Genomic DNA, 16,790 nt, shown 5'->3' on the forward strand with positions numbered 1-16,790 from the left:
TTACGTTACCGCCAACTGTCGTGTTCGTTAAATTCTCGATCAATTGGTTAAGCACCTCCGTATTGGTAACGATCTCCTCAAAGTTGTTGATCACATCCGCAGGGACATCGATCGTAACCGTAGCACCTGCCTCGTTCGTATAGGTGTACGTACCGTCATTGTTGGTAACCAGTGTCGTTACCGTCTCATTGGCCTGTACGATACTCTCGATCGTTGCCCATTCCAGTTCGCCGGTCACGTTGGTAACCAGCATGGAGTTTGCATCCCCAGCCTTGATCGTGATCCTAAAGGGGTCTGTGTCTGTTCCCGTCCCGCTTACCTCGATGAAATCGTTGTCCTCGAAATTGGTGTTATTGGTAATGATCTGTGTAAGGTACTCCTCGAAACTGCTGTATGTATCGCCATTGACGACAATCTCTTCGTTGACAATCTGGTTGTAAATGTTCTCAAAGTTGCTGATCACATCTGCAGGGACATCGATCGTGACCGTTGCACCTGCCTCATTCGTATAGGTATAGGTACCGTCGTTATTGTTGACCAATGTCGTTACCGTCTCATTGGCCTGTACGATCTCTTCAAAGTTGATCACCTGCTGTACGTTGTTCTCATCGATATACGTGAACTGGTCACCGTCGTAGCTTACGTTACCGCCAACTGTCGTGTTCGTTAAATTCTCGATCAATTGGTTAAGCACCTCCGTATTGGTAACGATCTCCTCAAAGTTGTTGATCACATCCGCAGGGACATCGATCGTAACCGTAGCACCGGCCTCGTTCGTATAGGTGTACGTACCGTCATTGTTGTTCACAAGTGTCGTTACCGTCTCATTGGCCTGTACGATCTCTTCGAAACTGATGTTCTGGACAACGTTGTTCTCGTCAACATAGGTAAACTGGTCACCGTCGTAGCTTACATTGCCGCCAACTGTCGTGTTCGTTAAATTCTCGATCAATTGGTTAAGCACCTCCGTATTGGTAACGATCTCCTCAAAGTTGTTGATCACATCCGCAGGGACATCGATCGTAACACCTTTACTTAGAATCGGATTGCCATTAGTATCGATTGCCTCTTCGTTAAAATAAGTATATTTTCCACCACCATTACTCACCAATAGAGTTTTCGTTTCATTAGCTTTAATCGCTTGCACCAAATTAACGGTTTGCGGGTTACCACTGGCATCGATGTAACTGATCACGTAAGTCGTTGGATCATAAGATATATTAGAAGCCGAGCCTGAAGAGACCAAAACCCATTTTGTTCCATCATTATAATAAATACCTGGAACAACATCATTTGTAGTCACGGTATTATAAACCATCATCCCTGCCACATGTGCACTTAATGGAGTAAAATCCGTCGTCCGACTGAGTTCAATCCGGACATGCAATAGCCCCTTGTTGATACTACTCAATTCCAAAATTGCATTTTTATTGGGAACAGTCGGATCCCCATTTACAGTACCGTCAGATATTTTGGACTGTGCATTAGCCATGCCTATACAACCAAAAAGTAGACCGTATAGTAAAAATTGATTACGTTTATTCATTAATTTAATACTTAGATTAATTCCTTATCTTGATTTATACCTTGAATTTGTATTCAGGAGCTTAGCTAGGGAAGCTTTTAAATTTTCTTTTAACTGACTACGTTCCAAAAAGTCATGGATGCCGATCGCATTATAAAATGGCATGAAAGACAATTCCCATTCGTCGACGATTAGCACAACTTTCGCCTTAAATCTCATGTTCAACATGCTCTCGACATGTTCTATATTCTCTTTAATACGCATATCAATTGAAAGGATAATCAAACAATCATGTAGTGAATCTCCTGAATCCGCATGCGTTTCCAACTCAGTAATCCTATCTACGCTTTGTGTTGGAAATTCGGACTCAAACATTGTCTTTAACATACTTTTTATACGCGCAGATAATCGTTGAGATATACCGGCTAATACGATCCGATTGATTTTATTTGCAGATTCCATATACAGATTAAATTTTGTACTTGTGGAACAAAGAAAACCAGAAGAGATGGGAGTTAAGAATTATTGAATACGCACTTATACGCACATCATACGCTTAAACATAAGCATCTAATAATAAGATAATTGTCTTTTATTTTTGTAAATTTACATCTACAAATTTTCAGTATTACGATCTTAGATAAAAACTAGAGAATATCAGTAAAATTTACTACTCACTTATACGCATACCATACAACAAGATCTGATTAGGATGACTTTTGCATAATTATATAACAAGCAAATAGCTTTAGAAATGTTTCTAGGTTTGAATGACGTACAAAATCAATGCAGCTAGCCTTAGATAAACAAAAGGACTCCCAAAACATTAACGACTAGATTGTTCTTTACAAATCCCATTAAAAACTGATATACAATCAAAAAAACATCAATACAAGTGTCGAAAAACAACAAATACCTTATAATCAATTAATTAATATGAAAAAATGTAGTTCTTATACTACATAATTATGATAATAGAATTTTTTGAGAAAATGGATACTATAGAAAAACTCAGTTATTAAAGCGTTAAGCCACTTTTTAACAAATAAGTATTCCATTTGATTATTGGGTGAAATTTGGATTATCCCAATTTTTAATAATATTTGTGCGTCAGGAGAAGAGACTCTTTATAATCACACTAAAAATAGTTTAAAATCTTAGATAGGAAAGGTATAAAACATGGCACGTTATTTACATTATTTTATTTCAATTATTATATACCTAGTTGCGTATGCAGTATTACAGAGTGCGAATGCACAGTCGATATCCAATACGTTCAAAATCCAGTCGTTGTATAAGTTCGACTCACAGATACAAAATAATAAAGACAACAACAATAAAAACATCGATATATCTTTTGAAAAAACTATGCCGGCCGAGATACATCCGTACCGAAAATCATTCTTTACATTGATTAGCTTTACAGTACTTATATCAATAACGTTATTTTTTGCTTTTAAATACTATCAAAATATACAATTAGAGCAACGAAAAGCCGTGGATCAGCTCGTACATAAAGTTGAAGAGCTTAGTCAACATCAGTCTTCTCAGAAAGAGGAGGAAAAGGATAAATATATTCAAGAGTTGATTGAACTTGCAAACAACAGAAACCCTATTTTTTTTACAAAATTTAATCAATATTTTCCTGAGTTTTCGCGTCAGTTGATGACGGTAAGCTCATTTAAACTTGTCGCAAAAGAAATAGAAATCTGTGCGATGTTGATACTCAATTTTGACACAAAAGAAATCGCATATTATACCAACAGTACTACCCGGTCGGTAGAAAGTAGAAAATATCGAATCAGAAAAAAGCTTCAGGTTCCTTCATCGGAAGACCTGACATTGTGGATGCAACTGAAATTACCCGAACGATTAGAACAACTAAGAAGCCAATCAGTCTCTTTATCTACCATAAATCTCATTCAAATGCATAGCTAGACGAATACCTGCTTTAAGTAAACAATCTTCCATGATATACTTGTAATCGTAGATATAGTTGTAGCTCAGATTAGTGTTATTTTCCACATCTTTATAAATCTTATTGGCCAATTCGTGGGATTGGAATAGCATTTCTTCGAACGTACAATCCCTATATTTCTTATAAACGTTCATGTCATGAATATCTAATACATCTGCATACTCTGTAAAGCTATACTTCTCATTTTCGACTAAATCGGAATCCCATACGCGATGAATATTAGTTTTTCGACCAAAGAACATTACATCTATTTTATTACCTCCAAGATCTGATTCCCGGCTCACATGCATGGGTTGGTGGGCATCTGCGAAAAGATGTATTATATAATACAACTCATGTTGCTTTTCCAAGAGACTCGTACTAAGGCTGTTTTTTGCATGATCCTTAATCCGCAAATAAGCTTTATAGAGATTATTTTCCGGCGACTGTAGCAGTTCGTACGAAAATTGCTGAAAAGTTAGATTGGAATTGGTATTTACAAAATGCCAGGAACCCGTTTGATTAAGCTTGGGATCGGGGTCTGATTTAATAAAATCAGCCCAATTTGACCAATATGCTAATTTTTGATTGCCAATTATACCTTGAATGTTCTTTTTGGTTTTTTTCGTTAAATGTCGTTCAGCAATTTCCGCAATGACGCGATGTCCCGTCATTCCCCATGCCCGTGCAGTTTGCATGGATGCTATAGAAATAAAAATGACTAGTGTGAGTAATGTTGAAAATTTATGTTTCATTTAAAGATTATTTAAAGATATCAAATAAATACTTTGCGGTAGACCAAAATTCGTCTAAAGCGATGATACGCGGTTTAAAAAACGAGATCAAAGCAGGCCAATCTTCTTTTTTCAAGATGCTGACATCTTCCAGAGACCTAGAAATACGACCTATTTGTTTTCCATATTCGTCATAACATACGTTACTCCAATCCCATTCTTCCTGAAATGTCGCCTGAAAAACAGGTTTAAGTTCCAGAAACTGTTCGAATACCAGATTTCTTATCCCGTCATCAGCTTGTGATATTTCAATCATTATAGTCGCTTTTTTATTAGTAACTTCCATACGAAAGAAAATGTTTTTAATACCCGTTTTATAATTCACCCAGTTAATTTTTTCCATGTCTGAAGAAGGAACAACAGCCATATATTGGCCGAATGTTGTCCAAAAATGTTCTTTCAGTTTTTTTGTTTCTTCTCTTGAGTACAATGTGCTTTTTTTACAAAACTAGCAATTTACATAAACATTTAGGATCGCAAGGTGTTTTAACTTCGGAAAGCATTGATATTTAACAACACAGATATGAATAAGAAGAAATCTTTATTAGTATTGACAGCCGTTGCTGCCGGATCAGTTATCTACAATATTTGGAAACCGATAAAATCAGACCTTCCTGTTATCCAAAATTTAGATATCAATAGATATCTAGGAAAATGGCATGAAATTGCGCGATTAGATTTCTATTGGGAAAAGAATCTCAAAAATGTGACAGCAGAGTATAACCTTAATGAGGATGGTTCTATTCGCGTAAATAATCAAGGACTTGACTTTACTAAGAATAAACACAAACAAAGTATTGGCAAAGCAAAATTTGTAAGGACACCAACTGAAGGGGCACTTAAAGTTTCCTTTTTTGGCCCATTTTATTCGGGATATAATATTATGCATGTAGATGATGATTATCGATATGCGTTAGTTTTTGGAGAAAATTTAGATTATATCTGGATACTATCACGGGAAAAAACTATTCCGGATGAAATACGTGATATGTATTTAGCGTATGCTGAGAAGGCCGGATACGATGTAAAAAAATTGGTCTGGACATTTCATGATTAAATCAAATCCGCTAGCTCTGTGCGGCGGTGCGCATTATTTCTGGCTACTACATAAAAGAAAACGTTCGTATACGAGAACGTTTTCTTTTATAATTACAAACATAGGCTAACTCAGTTGACAAGCTAGCGTCGCTTATAATCTTTTATATTTTCTTCATATTGGAGATACTTTGCTAGTGACGCGGATTAGTTGGACTGTTTAATAACGTGTCCGCTACATCTGTAGATGTAGCGGCAACAGAATCTGTGGCAGTCGTATTATTGGTGCCGCTTCCTTCTCGGCCAAAAAGAAACCAAATCAAAATCAAAATGATCGGAATCAATATCCACCATAAGCCTGCACCTCTTGTATTTTTTGCTATAGCCTCATGGGTATGCACAATAGGCGCAGCTGATGGAATTACAGGAGGAATCTCTTCTTCTATTATGGGAGGTACATACGTATCGGCCGGAGTAGGCGTATCTACGATACCCGGGTCGTTAGTCAAAAGGTTCGGTGTATCCGCTTCCGCAAATGCAGATCCAAAAGTGCCTAATCCCAATCCACCCGGAAGAGCAGAAGCAAAAGACGATTTATTAATCTCCAATACTTCGGCGATCGAACTGATGCTCCAATTACTGCCATTCTCTGTTAGACTCGCGAATACCGCCGGAAGAACGGCTTCTAACAAGTGCCTGATCGTACCGGATGAGTTGCCGGAAAATGTAGATAGCGAAGCGAGAATAGCATCAAGTTTATTACCGAAAACGGTATATAGGAAACTATTGTCGGATAGCTGAGATGCCGTATGCGTATCCTCGGGTTCTTGGGCAAATAAACTCCCCGTTATATTCTCGAAATCAATACCCGAAAAATGTTGTTTCGCTTGTTCAAGTATACCGGCCAAGCCTTCGCTCGATTGACTTTGTAGACCTAAAAATATGGAAGGGATAGCGATATCTAAGCCCCTTCGGATCGACTCGTCACTTTCTCCAGTATTTGCACCCAATCTAGAGATGATAACCTCATCGTTAAAGTGTGATTTTGCTAAATTTAACAAATTATTCTCCATAGCAATAAAATGATTAATTACAATTATACAACACCATTGAATAAATTTTGTTTCATTTTCTTAGTTTAATCTTCTCTTGTATATCTAGCTGTAAAGCAATTATAACTACTGGTTAAAGTAAACATACCCTTTAAATCAATTTGATTTGCAAATGCTGTTCATAGCCTTTTAACTGTTGTTCGAATGGTATTTTTGAATTAACATTAATTTAATTTGAATAACTTATATTTGATTTTTCAATCTAAAAACAGTTATGAATAAAAAAATCACGACATTACTTTTTCTTTCTTTTCTTTTCCTCCTTCCCCTATTTGGTCAGAAAGCCAAATATATTTTTTTCATGATCGGTGATGGCATGGGACTTAATCAAGTTAACATTGCTGAAGTATATTCAGCAGAATTAGCTGGGAGAAACGGTGTTTTCCCTTTGGTATTTACGCAATTTCCATACGCGACATTTGGCACATCATATTCGCTGTCTCATGGCGTTACTGATTCAGGAGCGGGAGGCACTGCGCTTGCTGTAGGAAAAAAAACAAGGAATGGTGTAATAGGGATGGACAGCGCAGCTACGGTACCTTACAAAAGTATTGCGTATGCCGCTAAAGCTAAAGGTATGAGAGTCGGTATTGCGACAAGTGTGAGTATTGATCATGCCACTCCTGCTTCATTTTATGCCAATCGTCCCGACCGCAACATGTACTACGAAATTGGTTTGGATCTGATTAAATCAAATTTTGACTTTTTCGCCGGTGCCGGTTTCATCAAGCCCGATAAAACTTTCGATAATAAGGATGCTCCTTCCCTATTTCCTCAATTTGAAAAGGCAGGTTACCAAATTGTCAAAGGTTATAGAGCCTTTCAAGATGCAAAGAAGACTCAGAACGGCAAGATTATCTTGACGAATATGGATGATACAGATCAATCTGCATTAAAATATGCAATTGATCAAAAAGCAGGCGACCTTAATTTAGCGGAAATTACAGCTGCAGCTATTGAAGCACTCACCTTGAACGATAAAGGAGACGGCTTTTTCCTAATGGTAGAAGGCGGAAAAATAGATTGGGCCTGCCATGCTAATGATGGTGCTACCGCAATCCATGAAGTACTTGATTTCAATGAATCCGTTAAATTAGCTTTTGAATTTTACAAAAAACATCCGGAGGAAACACTCATTATCGTAACAGCAGACCATGAAACCGGAGGAATTGGAATCGGTAATGGCAGTAGCCGATTAAACACAAAGGCACTTAACGGACAGGTTGTGTCTCAAGGAGAACTCTCTACGCATATAAGAGAGCTTCGCAAAACAAATCCAAATGCAAGTTGGGAAGAAGTAAAAAGTGTATTACAACAAAATTTGGGATTGTGGTCTACTGCGAAAGTTGCTGAAAACGACGAAAAGCAACTTTTTACGGCCTACGAGCGGAGTTTTGTCAAACATGAAAATGAAACAGAAAAAAGTCTTTATGCCAATGACGACAAAATAGCGGCATTAAGTATATCCATTTTGAATAAGATATCTTCGGTTTCATGGGCATCTGGAGGACATTCAGCGGCATACATTCCAATTTATGCCATTGGCGCGGGAGCTGAACTATTCAGGCATAAAATGGAAAACGTAGATATTCCAAAAAAAATAGCTATGGCTGCGGGACTGGAATTCTAGGGATATAGTAGAAAACAAAAAGCGGGATGTGCATGTTGCATATCCCGCTTTTTATTTTAGAATGGAAGATCGGTATCCCTGTCCGCTGTTCGGGTGTCAATTTCCTTTGAGGCGTAATCCAATGCCATGAAATGATTTACCTTGATTTCTGCTATCGAACGTTTTATACCTTGACTATCTATATATTCACGGTACTGCAATGGCCCTGAAACTAAAATTTGTGCACCTTTTTTACCATATTTTTCTACAGCATTATTCAACTCACCCCATACCACACAGGTATGCCATTGTGTAGTCTCTTTCCACTCTCCACTACGTAATTTTATACGTTCATTCGTTGCCAAACGTAATGTACAAACCTTAGTGTCTTGACTAGTTGTTTTGATTTCTGCATCAGCACCTAAGCGCCCAATTAATTGAACTTGATTCATTAAAGCATTCATGATCTTAAAATTTAAATTGTAAAAAATATTAATTTAACCTAAACAACGAATAGCCCAAAAGCTACTTGCTGACACAAAGATCGGGGAGGTAAAAATATTATTCGTATATTAAACGCTTATTACCGACTATAACCGTTTGTAAACGCTTACAATTAGATACTAAAGATTAAATATGAATGAAAAATCATGCTTAGAATGTCTCAAACCCATCAAAGGACGTGCTGATAAACGCTTTTGCGATGATGCTTGCAGAAATACGTATAACAACCGACTAAATGGCGATCAAAATAATATCATCCGTAATATCAATCACATACTTCGTAAAAACAGAAGGATACTACAGGCTTTCTTAGGAAATGAGAAATCGATTAAAGTTTCTTCAGATAAGCTTCAAAAAGAAGGCTTCCAATTTGATTACCACACACATTTGCTTCACACTAGCAAAGGACAATCTTATATATTCGTCTACGAATACGGATACCTCCTTCTGGAAAACCATTTATGCTTGATCGTTAGACAAAAATAATCAATGAGACTCGCAAATTAGGAAACGATAAACTTACTATTCTACTTCTTCGTAATTCCAGCTTATCAATTTTTCTTCCAGAATGCGTGCCATTTTATTGAAATAACGTTTTTGTTTATAACCCATGACCCATTGAATACCTTGAACCGCATTGGTACAGAAAATCTCATCAGCACGTTTCATGATTTCCGGACTTATTTGCGCTTCAACTACGGGAATTCCTTCATGTCTGGCCATATCCATTACAACGCGACGCATTACACCGTCAATGCATCCTTCAGATAGCGCTGGTGTATACAGTGTTTTTTCGTAATACACGAATATATTGGAAGTTAATGCCTCGCATAAATAGCCCTCCTGATTTAATAACAATACATCGTCAAAAGAGAACTTTTTCTTGTGCAATCCAGCTAAAACATATATCAGGGAATTATTGGATTTGATACCCGATAGATCACTATATGATTTTTTATACTCGGTATAGAGATCCACAATTAACCCCACTTTCCTGTCGCGTAGGGTCTCATCTATTTTATGCACCTGAAAAACAAAAACAGGTCTATTCGTTTGTGGACTATAAAGCCCTCCACCATCTCTAAATACGATCAAACGAATGCGAAGACGTTTCCCTACCATATTATTCTTCCGAATAAGCTCCTCTGCCCTACTCCGAATAAAGAATTCGTCAAATTTCGTATATTCATCCAAGTGCAGCATTTTCATGCTCTTTTGTAATCTTTCAACGTGAAATTTTAGAAATCGAATGTCCCCGTCTTTCCATAACATAGTTTCAAAAAGACCATCCCCATAGCGGAAGGCGCGATTTTCAACCGTCATCACAGACGTATCCTCCGGCACAAACGTGCCGTTGTAATTAATATAATGTATCGGCATAAATGAATATTCTATTTTACTTCGTGACCCGTGGCATAATTACGCCACTTCTCTAACACTAAACGAAAATCTTCCGGTATTGGTACCTCGAAGTGCACTGTTTTCTTTGATGTGGGATGCACAAAGCCGAGTGCCCGTGCATGTAAAGCCTGTCTTGGCATCATCTGAAAACAATTTTCGACAAATTGCTTGTATTTGTTAAAGACCGTTCCCTTAACGATTTTGTCACCACCATAAGCAGCGTCACTAAATAAGGGATGGCCTATTGATTTCATATGCGTACGGATTTGGTGTGTACGACCTGTTTCCAATTGACATTCGATCAAGGTAACGTAACCCAAGCGTTCTAAAACTGTATAATGTGTTACCGACCACTTACCCTGCTCTGGTTCCTTATACATTTCCATTACCCTCCGATCTTTCATATTACGTCCTATATATCCAGAAACGGTACCATCTTCTGCTATGTCTCCCCATACTAGGGCCACGTAACGGCGTGCTATTGAGTGATCGTAAAATTGCTTGGCTAAATAGGTCATAGCCCATTCATTTTTTGCAATAACCAAAAGCCCTGAGGTGTCCTTATCGATTCGGTGCACGAGTCCAGGTCTACCAGTATTCCCAACCATATTCGGTAACTGACTTAAATAGAAAGTCAATGCGTTTACCAACGTGCCGGTAAAGTTATTAAATCCTGGATGTACAACCATCCCAGCTTCTTTATTGACAATCAGTACATCTTCATCTTCATAGGTGATATTCAATGGAATATCTTCTGGATATACTTCCGTATCGCGTGGTGGATCAGGTAGTAACATGGTGATCACATCTAATGGTCTCACCTTATAAGAGGCCTTTACAATTTTATCATTCACCCGAACAGTATCTGCATCGATTGCATTCTGAATACGATTTCTAGACGTATTCTCTACTCTGTTCATCAAAAATTTATCCAAACGCAACGGAGCTTGTCCCTTATCCGCCACAATACGGATATGTTCAAATAATTCCTGATCTTCTTGTTCTAATAATTCTAAATCCTCTGCCATTGCACAAAAGTAAGGCAAATAGGTCAAAATCTCTTAACTTTGAAGCAAGAACATGAATTAAATATAACAGCAATCGAATTGACACTTGATTTTTATAGTCCCGAGGAGGAATTATTTCTTCCATTATTTAAAGAAAAGCAGGTACGGGTTTTCGTTAAGCGAGATGATTTGATCCATCCTTTTATTTCAGGGAACAAATGGCGTAAACTTAAATATGCGCTAATATCGGCAAAGGAAAACAAACAAGATACGCTGGTTACATTTGGAGGAGCCTGGTCCAATCACCTGCTCGCCACTGCTTGCGCCGGAGCCATGTTCGGTTTTAACACTATAGGATTCGTACGCGGTGAAAGTGTCTCCAATCCCGTTCTCGCGATGTGTAAACTCTATGGAATGGAACTGGTATTCGTGACCCGAACCGAATATAAACACAAAACGGATTTATTCCATCAACGGTTCGAAAATGGCAGCAATGCCTTATTTATTGATGAAGGGGGATATGGAACTCACGGTATGAAAGGTTGCTCCGAAATAATTACAGAATTAAAACAAAATTACAACCATATCTTTTGTGCCGCAGGTACGGGTACAACGTTAGCCGGATTGGCGAAGGGAATTGCAGATCATCAACTGGACAACACAACTCTTCACGGCATTCCAGTCTTAAAAGGGGGAGATTTTATCGAGGAGGAAATGAAGAATCTTAATGCACCCATCAACCAATTGATCCTACATACGACCTACCATTTTGGAGGGTATGCCAAGACTGCCCCCGAATTATTTCACTTTATCCAGGAATTTGTGTCCAAAACAGGTATCATGGTAGAACCGATTTATACTGGAAAGCTTTTCTACGCCCTTCAGGATTTAGTACAAAAGGAAACCTTCTTAGCCAATGAAAAGATATTAATCCTGCACACCGGCGGATTGACAGGATTTTTAGGCATGTATGAAAAATTCATATAGTGCCGTGTTACAGGAAATCTGCCCTAAATGGAGTAAACGTATCAATTAATTCTCCCGCCTCGAGACATACACAGCCATGTACAAGATTAGAAGGTATCACACAGCCATCACCTGCAGAGAGAATCTGATCCTTTCCATCAATGCTATACTTAAACTTACCTAATGATACATAAGAGGATTGTACATGTAGATGGTGATGCAACTCGCCAATCGCACCCGTTTCAAAACGGACCTTTACTAACATCATTTCCGGTGTATATCCTATTACCTTTCGCTGCACACCTTTTCCCAGATCCTGCCATTCCTTTAGATTATCCATTAAAAACATATCTTTTTTGATTACTATATCTTAATCTTTTCTCATTAAATTAACACCCGCTCTTCTTAACCAAAGATACTCCGTTTTATCTGTTTCAGAAAATTTTGGTTGTCATTATGTCATATTCATAATTGCTCATCATCTAATTATCATCTATTCGTCAAACTCACTTTTAAGATTTTATAATAAAGAAAATATCCATTTAATTTGCGTCAGAATTTTTGAACATTTACTTCAGAAAGTCAAAATGAATTAATTAATATTTTATGAACAACGTAATAAAGAAAGGCATTTTATTATTTCTGTCTATTCTATCCGTTATCAACACATATGCCCAAGACCTACAGCTACGGGGACGTGTACTAGATGCACAAAGCAAAGAAGCTCTATCATTTGTAACGGTTGCTGTAATTGGCTCGACACAAAGCACGTATACGGATGATGATGGGAATTTTAATCTAAAGGTTCCTTCTGCACAATCCAAGATACGAATCTCCTACGTCGGATACGAAAATCAGGACTTTTCATTTATTGCCCTCCGATCTCCGGTTGAGATATTATTGGTTTCCGAGAATCTAATCGAGGAAGTTGTGGTCAAAAGACCAAAATTGAAATATTCCAACAAAAATAATCCTGCGGTGGAATTAATCAGACAGGTCATTGCACATCGTGATGAAAACAGATTAACGGGGCAACAATATGTGGAATACGAACAGTATGAGAAGATTTCCCTGGGGCTGAGTAATTTATCCGAAAAATTCAAAAACCGCAAAGCATTTAAGAACTATCAGTTCCTGTTTCAGAAAGATGATTCTGTACAAACCGGTGATAAATATATTTTACCAGCCTTTATTGAAGAGAAAGTGTCTAAGGTATATTACAGGAATGATCCCAAAAAAAATAAGCAATATATTTTAGCGGAGCGGAAAGCGGAATTTGATCCTAAATTTGTCGATAACGAAGGTTTAGGCAATTACTTCAACAATCTTTATCAACATATAGACATATATGATAATAATATTGCACTCTTGACCAATCAATTCTTGAGTCCGATTGCCAATAGTGCACCAACCTTTTATCGTTATTATATCACCGATACCATCAAGACGTCTAACCCCTGGTTGGTTGAATTGAGCTTCTTTCCCCGCAGTAAAACTGATTTTCTATTTCAGGGTAAGTTGTATGTCACACTGGATGGTCAATATGCCGTACAATCTACGCAGATGAAAGTTAACGAAGATATCAACCTCAATTTTGTCAGGGATCTCAATATCGAACTGGCTTTCGAGAAGGACAATAAAAATAAATACTATTTGAATAAAAGCAGTTTGGGAATTGATTTTTCGTTGACGGAAAAAGGAAGTGGAATAAGAGGCAACCGTATCGTGTATTATACCGATTACATTAATGGAAAAGTACAGCCTGACAGTATCTATGCGGGCGAATCCATTGTAAAAGTTCCAGTACAATCTGTCGCAACAAATAAAGAGGGATATTGGGCTTCACTACGTCACGAGCCATTAAGTAAAGCCGAGCAGATCATCTACTACAATATCGATACCTTGCAAACAATTCCTTCATTTCGGAGATTCATGGATATCAGCACCCTGGTGCTTTCTGGCTACAAGCAGGCTGGCCCCGTAGAAATCGGTCCGGTAAATACGTTTTACAGTTACAATCCTGTAGAAGGTCTACGTTTCCGTTTAGGAGGCCGTACGACAGAGTCTTTCAGTACTAAGTTCTATTCAGAGGCTTATATTGCCTATGGATTGGATGACAAAAAATGGAAATATTTTTTAAGTGGTACGTATGCGTTAAATAACAAATCGGTTTACAAATTTCCACAACACTACATCCGGGCGTCCGTACAGCGAGATACCAAAATTCCTGGGCAGAACTTGGATTTCGTCCAGGAAGACAACATCTTGTTATCTTTCAAAAGAGGAGAAAATGAAAGCTATCTTTACAACGATATCTATCGACTGGAGTATAAAGCGGAATTCGAAAACCGCTTCACTATTTCTGCAGGTTTAAGCAAGTGGAAACAACAGCCAGCCGGGGTGCTTAATTATCAAGTAACACAGGAGGATGGGACACCTCTTTTTCTAAGGGAACTAAATACAACAGAAGTATCAGTAGGTTTACGTTATGCACCTCATGAGGAATTTTATCAAGGAAAATTGTATCGTACGCCAATCTTTAATAAATATCCTATTTTCACGCTGAATTACACGGCCGGTATCAAGGGTTTTATGGAGGGTGACTACAACTACCACAATTTTACAGCTGGAGCTTTCAAAAGATTTTACCTGTCACAATTTGGCTTTGCGGATATCAATGTCGAAGGATCCTATATTTTAGGAGAAAATATTCCTTTTCCACTATTAACGGTGCATCGTGCAAATCAGACTTATGCCTATCAATTGAATTCTTACAATCTGATGAACTTTTTGGAGTTTGTATCAGATCATCACGTCGCATTCAATATGCAATATTATATGAACGGATTTTTATTGAACAAAATCCCGCTGCTAAAAAAACTGCAATGGCGTGAAGTCTTTAGTTTCAAAGCCGTATATGGCGGACTTCGTGATGAAAACAACCCGAGCCTGAACAATAATGTATTTGCCTGGCAAAAAAATTCAGATGGGGAGGTATCTTCATTCACATTCGGACAGGAACCCTATATGGAAGCAAGTGTAGGTTTGTCCAATATTTTTAAGATCCTTCGTGTAGACCTGGTAAAACGTCTCAATTATCTCGATCAGCCTAATGTCGCCGAATGGGGTGTGAGGGCGCGATTCAGATTTGATTTTTAGAATTTACACAGTCACTATTAATAACAATAAAGGCGCTTTCAAGATAAAAAGCGCCCTTTATTAATTAGTCGGTCAACGTCGTGATATCTACTTTTGGTTTCGGCAGACGCATTGCTTGGATAGCCTTTTTACATTCGTCTGCCATCTCCTGGGTCATATCATAGGTATAATTGCCATAATCATTATACGTGATTTCACCCACGTGGAAAAAACCATATTTATCAAAGAACTCCGTCAGATCTACTTTACTGACTTCACAGGCTGTCTTTACAAAGTTTAATTGATGTACCGCAGGATTATTATTTCCCGTCATTCTGTCTGCCGCCCAATTACCTCCACGTCCCCTTCCCTGCGGACGTTGCGTTGCAGCTTGCTTACGAAATGCCTCAAACAAATCTGGATAAAAATCTGGATTGGAGCCAATCCCTTCAAAATACAACTGCAATTGCCAAAACGGAACTAGACGATTAAATACATCCGGATCCTGCAAATAGCTTATACCTTTATTGATAATACTATCCGTAGCCGATTTATAATTCCCTTGCTCTGCTACCCGTGTCGGATTTCCAAATGAACGCGTCACATATAAAGAGAAAAGATTATTACTTACTTCTCCAAGTCCACCCCAGTTAAAGGCGGGACGTGTCTGATGTACGTGCCCCACCTCATGACTAAATCCCCAACACGGATCACCTTTTATGACACGGGCAGGATCTACCACTAACGGCATGGCATTTCCAGGGTTGGTACCCATATAAGCCACCCCATCTCCGTCTCGGAACATATAATAATTATAATTAACTCGAGATAATATTTTATTGTCTGGTACTTTATTGTGCTTTATAAGTCCCATAATCCGATGCTGTCGGTATATTAGAGAGTCATAGTTAGCAATAAGTTCCACTCCCCTACCGTAAGCATATTGTTTACAAGCTTCTACCGGATAAGCAATTTGAATATGCTTTCCTATCGCATCAATAATTGGATAAACGGCGTGATCAAGTAGTCTATTCCAGTCTGCATCTGTATGCTTTGCTGCGTCAAAGTAACCATTAACCTGTCCATTTAAAAAGTGAACCTGTACGGGTTGCTCTTCCTTCGGTGTAGCCGAAAAATAATCTATATAAGCCAAGCTCCCGAAAGCTGTTAATTCGATGATATTGATTCCATTTCGAAGCTTGAATTCCACCTTTTCTATCCCCCAACCCTTTGGATCTTTTGTGGGTTCGATGCCCTCAGGTGCTCTACGGTTCCAATTGGGAACAATCAGGTTAACTTCTTTATCCCCTGTTATCCCGTCGACAAGGATGATGTGCTTTCCTTTGGGAAGGTACACACCAGTGATATTTTCATATTTGCTATAACCATCTCCTATACTCAACTCCCTTCCCAATATAGAAGGCGAGAGCAGCGCCGGGTAACTTGCGTAACGGTATGCCGTTTCGTATTTATCAGCAAGTAACTGGAGAGCAACCTCTTTAATCTGCGGATCTGCAATTTTATCAATATCCGCTTTCTTTACGCCCTTCTTTAATTTCAACGCCAAGGGATCTTCAAATACAGTTAGCGAAGCATATGCATTTTTAATTTCTTTCGCCGTTTGGGCAATTAAGGGAACTGCAACAATAAAATTTACAGCTATAAATAACAAAATTCTTTTCATCTCGTATTTTCTCTTAGTTTTTGGACACCCTTTATTGGGGTTATTAGTGCCCTAAGAT

16 protein-coding genes are annotated in these 16,790 nt (G+C 38.2%); 6 read left to right on the top strand and 10 right to left on the bottom strand.

From position 1 onward, the window contains the following. Together FAZ15_RS17530 and FAZ15_RS17535 are read right to left on the bottom strand one after the other, a co-directional pair. Window positions 1–1,546, bottom strand: a 1,546-nt coding sequence (locus FAZ15_RS17530) for an autotransporter outer membrane beta-barrel domain-containing protein (RefSeq protein ID WP_202912445.1), incomplete at its 3' end; no start/stop codon positions are given. A gap of 24 nt (window positions 1,547–1,570) precedes the next feature. Then, entirely contained in the window at window positions 1,571–1,987 is a 417-nt protein-coding gene (locus FAZ15_RS17535) for a hypothetical protein (RefSeq protein ID WP_136902623.1), read from the bottom strand. Window positions 1,988–2,704: 717 nt separating this feature from the next. Here FAZ15_RS17535 and FAZ15_RS17540 point away from each other — a divergent pair. After that, window positions 2,705–3,463 (top strand): helix-turn-helix transcriptional regulator, encoded by a 759-nt coding sequence (locus FAZ15_RS17540; RefSeq protein ID WP_136902624.1) that lies wholly within the window; start codon window positions 2,705–2,707, stop codon window positions 3,461–3,463. Here FAZ15_RS17540 and FAZ15_RS17545 read toward each other — a convergent pair. Further along, on the bottom strand, window positions 3,428–4,237 hold the full coding sequence (locus FAZ15_RS17545; protein ID WP_136902625.1) for a S1/P1 nuclease: 810 nt from the start codon (window positions 4,235–4,237) through the stop codon (window positions 3,428–3,430). The two genes, FAZ15_RS17540 and FAZ15_RS17545, sit on opposite strands and share 36 nt — an antisense overlap. Window positions 4,238–4,244: 7 nt before the next feature. Further along, entirely contained in the window at window positions 4,245–4,706 is a 462-nt protein-coding gene (locus FAZ15_RS17550; RefSeq protein WP_238387301.1) for a DUF4268 domain-containing protein, read from the bottom strand. Window positions 4,707–4,799: 93 nt separating this feature from the next. Here FAZ15_RS17550 and FAZ15_RS17555 point away from each other — a divergent pair, with 93 nt between their 5' ends. Next, window positions 4,800–5,333: a lipocalin family protein gene (locus tag FAZ15_RS17555; RefSeq protein WP_136902626.1), complete on the top strand. Its 534-nt coding sequence runs from the start codon at window positions 4,800–4,802 to the stop codon at window positions 5,331–5,333. A gap of 172 nt (window positions 5,334–5,505) precedes the next feature. Here the strand turns inward: FAZ15_RS17555 and FAZ15_RS17560 are convergent, their stop codons facing one another. Continuing rightward, window positions 5,506–6,384, bottom strand: coding sequence for a DUF937 domain-containing protein (locus FAZ15_RS17560; RefSeq protein WP_136902627.1), 879 nt, complete (start codon window positions 6,382–6,384; stop codon window positions 5,506–5,508). 253 nt (window positions 6,385–6,637) lie between these two features. Between FAZ15_RS17560 and FAZ15_RS17565 the strand changes: the two genes are divergently transcribed. Continuing rightward, the gene (locus tag FAZ15_RS17565) at window positions 6,638–8,053 is read left to right on the top strand and encodes an alkaline phosphatase (RefSeq protein ID WP_136902628.1); all 1,416 of its coding nucleotides are present in this window, start codon (window positions 6,638–6,640) and stop codon (window positions 8,051–8,053) included. A 56-nt stretch (window positions 8,054–8,109) separates the two neighbouring features. On the opposite strand, the gene FAZ15_RS17570 is transcribed toward FAZ15_RS17565, so the two are convergent. Beyond that, complete coding sequence (locus FAZ15_RS17570; protein ID WP_136902629.1) at window positions 8,110–8,496, bottom strand: single-stranded DNA-binding protein; 387 nt, start codon at window positions 8,494–8,496, stop codon at window positions 8,110–8,112. 172 nt (window positions 8,497–8,668) lie between these two features. On the opposite strand from FAZ15_RS17570, the gene FAZ15_RS17575 reads away from it, so the two are divergent. Continuing rightward, the gene (locus FAZ15_RS17575; RefSeq protein ID WP_136902630.1) at window positions 8,669–9,022 is read left to right on the top strand and encodes a hypothetical protein; all 354 of its coding nucleotides are present in this window, start codon (window positions 8,669–8,671) and stop codon (window positions 9,020–9,022) included. A gap of 36 nt (window positions 9,023–9,058) precedes the next feature. On the opposite strand, the gene FAZ15_RS17580 is transcribed toward FAZ15_RS17575, so the two are convergent. Next, window positions 9,059–9,916 carry an aminotransferase class IV gene (locus FAZ15_RS17580; protein ID WP_136902631.1) on the bottom strand — a complete coding sequence of 286 codons (858 nt, stop codon included), beginning with the start codon at window positions 9,914–9,916 and terminating at the stop codon, window positions 9,059–9,061. Window positions 9,917–9,927: 11 nt separating this feature from the next. Continuing rightward, entirely contained in the window at window positions 9,928–10,965 is a 1,038-nt protein-coding gene (locus FAZ15_RS17585) for an RluA family pseudouridine synthase (protein WP_136902632.1), read from the bottom strand. Between the two features lie 39 nt (window positions 10,966–11,004). Between FAZ15_RS17585 and FAZ15_RS17590 the strand changes: the two genes are divergently transcribed. Further along, the gene (locus FAZ15_RS17590) at window positions 11,005–11,931 is read left to right on the top strand and encodes a 1-aminocyclopropane-1-carboxylate deaminase/D-cysteine desulfhydrase (RefSeq protein WP_238387302.1); all 927 of its coding nucleotides are present in this window, start codon (window positions 11,005–11,007) and stop codon (window positions 11,929–11,931) included. A gap of 7 nt (window positions 11,932–11,938) precedes the next feature. On the opposite strand, the gene FAZ15_RS17595 is transcribed toward FAZ15_RS17590, so the two are convergent. Continuing rightward, window positions 11,939–12,250 carry a cupin domain-containing protein gene (locus FAZ15_RS17595; protein ID WP_238387303.1) on the bottom strand — a complete coding sequence of 104 codons (312 nt, stop codon included), beginning with the start codon at window positions 12,248–12,250 and terminating at the stop codon, window positions 11,939–11,941. Window positions 12,251–12,516: 266 nt separating this feature from the next. Here FAZ15_RS17595 and FAZ15_RS17600 point away from each other — a divergent pair, with 266 nt between their 5' ends. After that, window positions 12,517–15,069: a DUF5686 and carboxypeptidase-like regulatory domain-containing protein gene (locus tag FAZ15_RS17600; protein ID WP_136902634.1), complete on the top strand. Its 2,553-nt coding sequence runs from the start codon at window positions 12,517–12,519 to the stop codon at window positions 15,067–15,069. A gap of 64 nt (window positions 15,070–15,133) precedes the next feature. Here the strand turns inward: FAZ15_RS17600 and FAZ15_RS17605 are convergent, their stop codons facing one another. Beyond that, a complete protein-coding gene (locus tag FAZ15_RS17605; RefSeq protein ID WP_136902635.1) occupies window positions 15,134–16,732 on the bottom strand; it encodes a M60 family metallopeptidase in 1,599 nt (532 codons plus the stop codon). Window positions 16,733–16,790: the final 58 nt, after the last annotated feature.

This window comes from Sphingobacterium olei (assembly GCF_005048855.1).
GTDB lineage: Bacteria > Bacteroidota > Bacteroidia > Sphingobacteriales > Sphingobacteriaceae > Sphingobacterium > Sphingobacterium olei.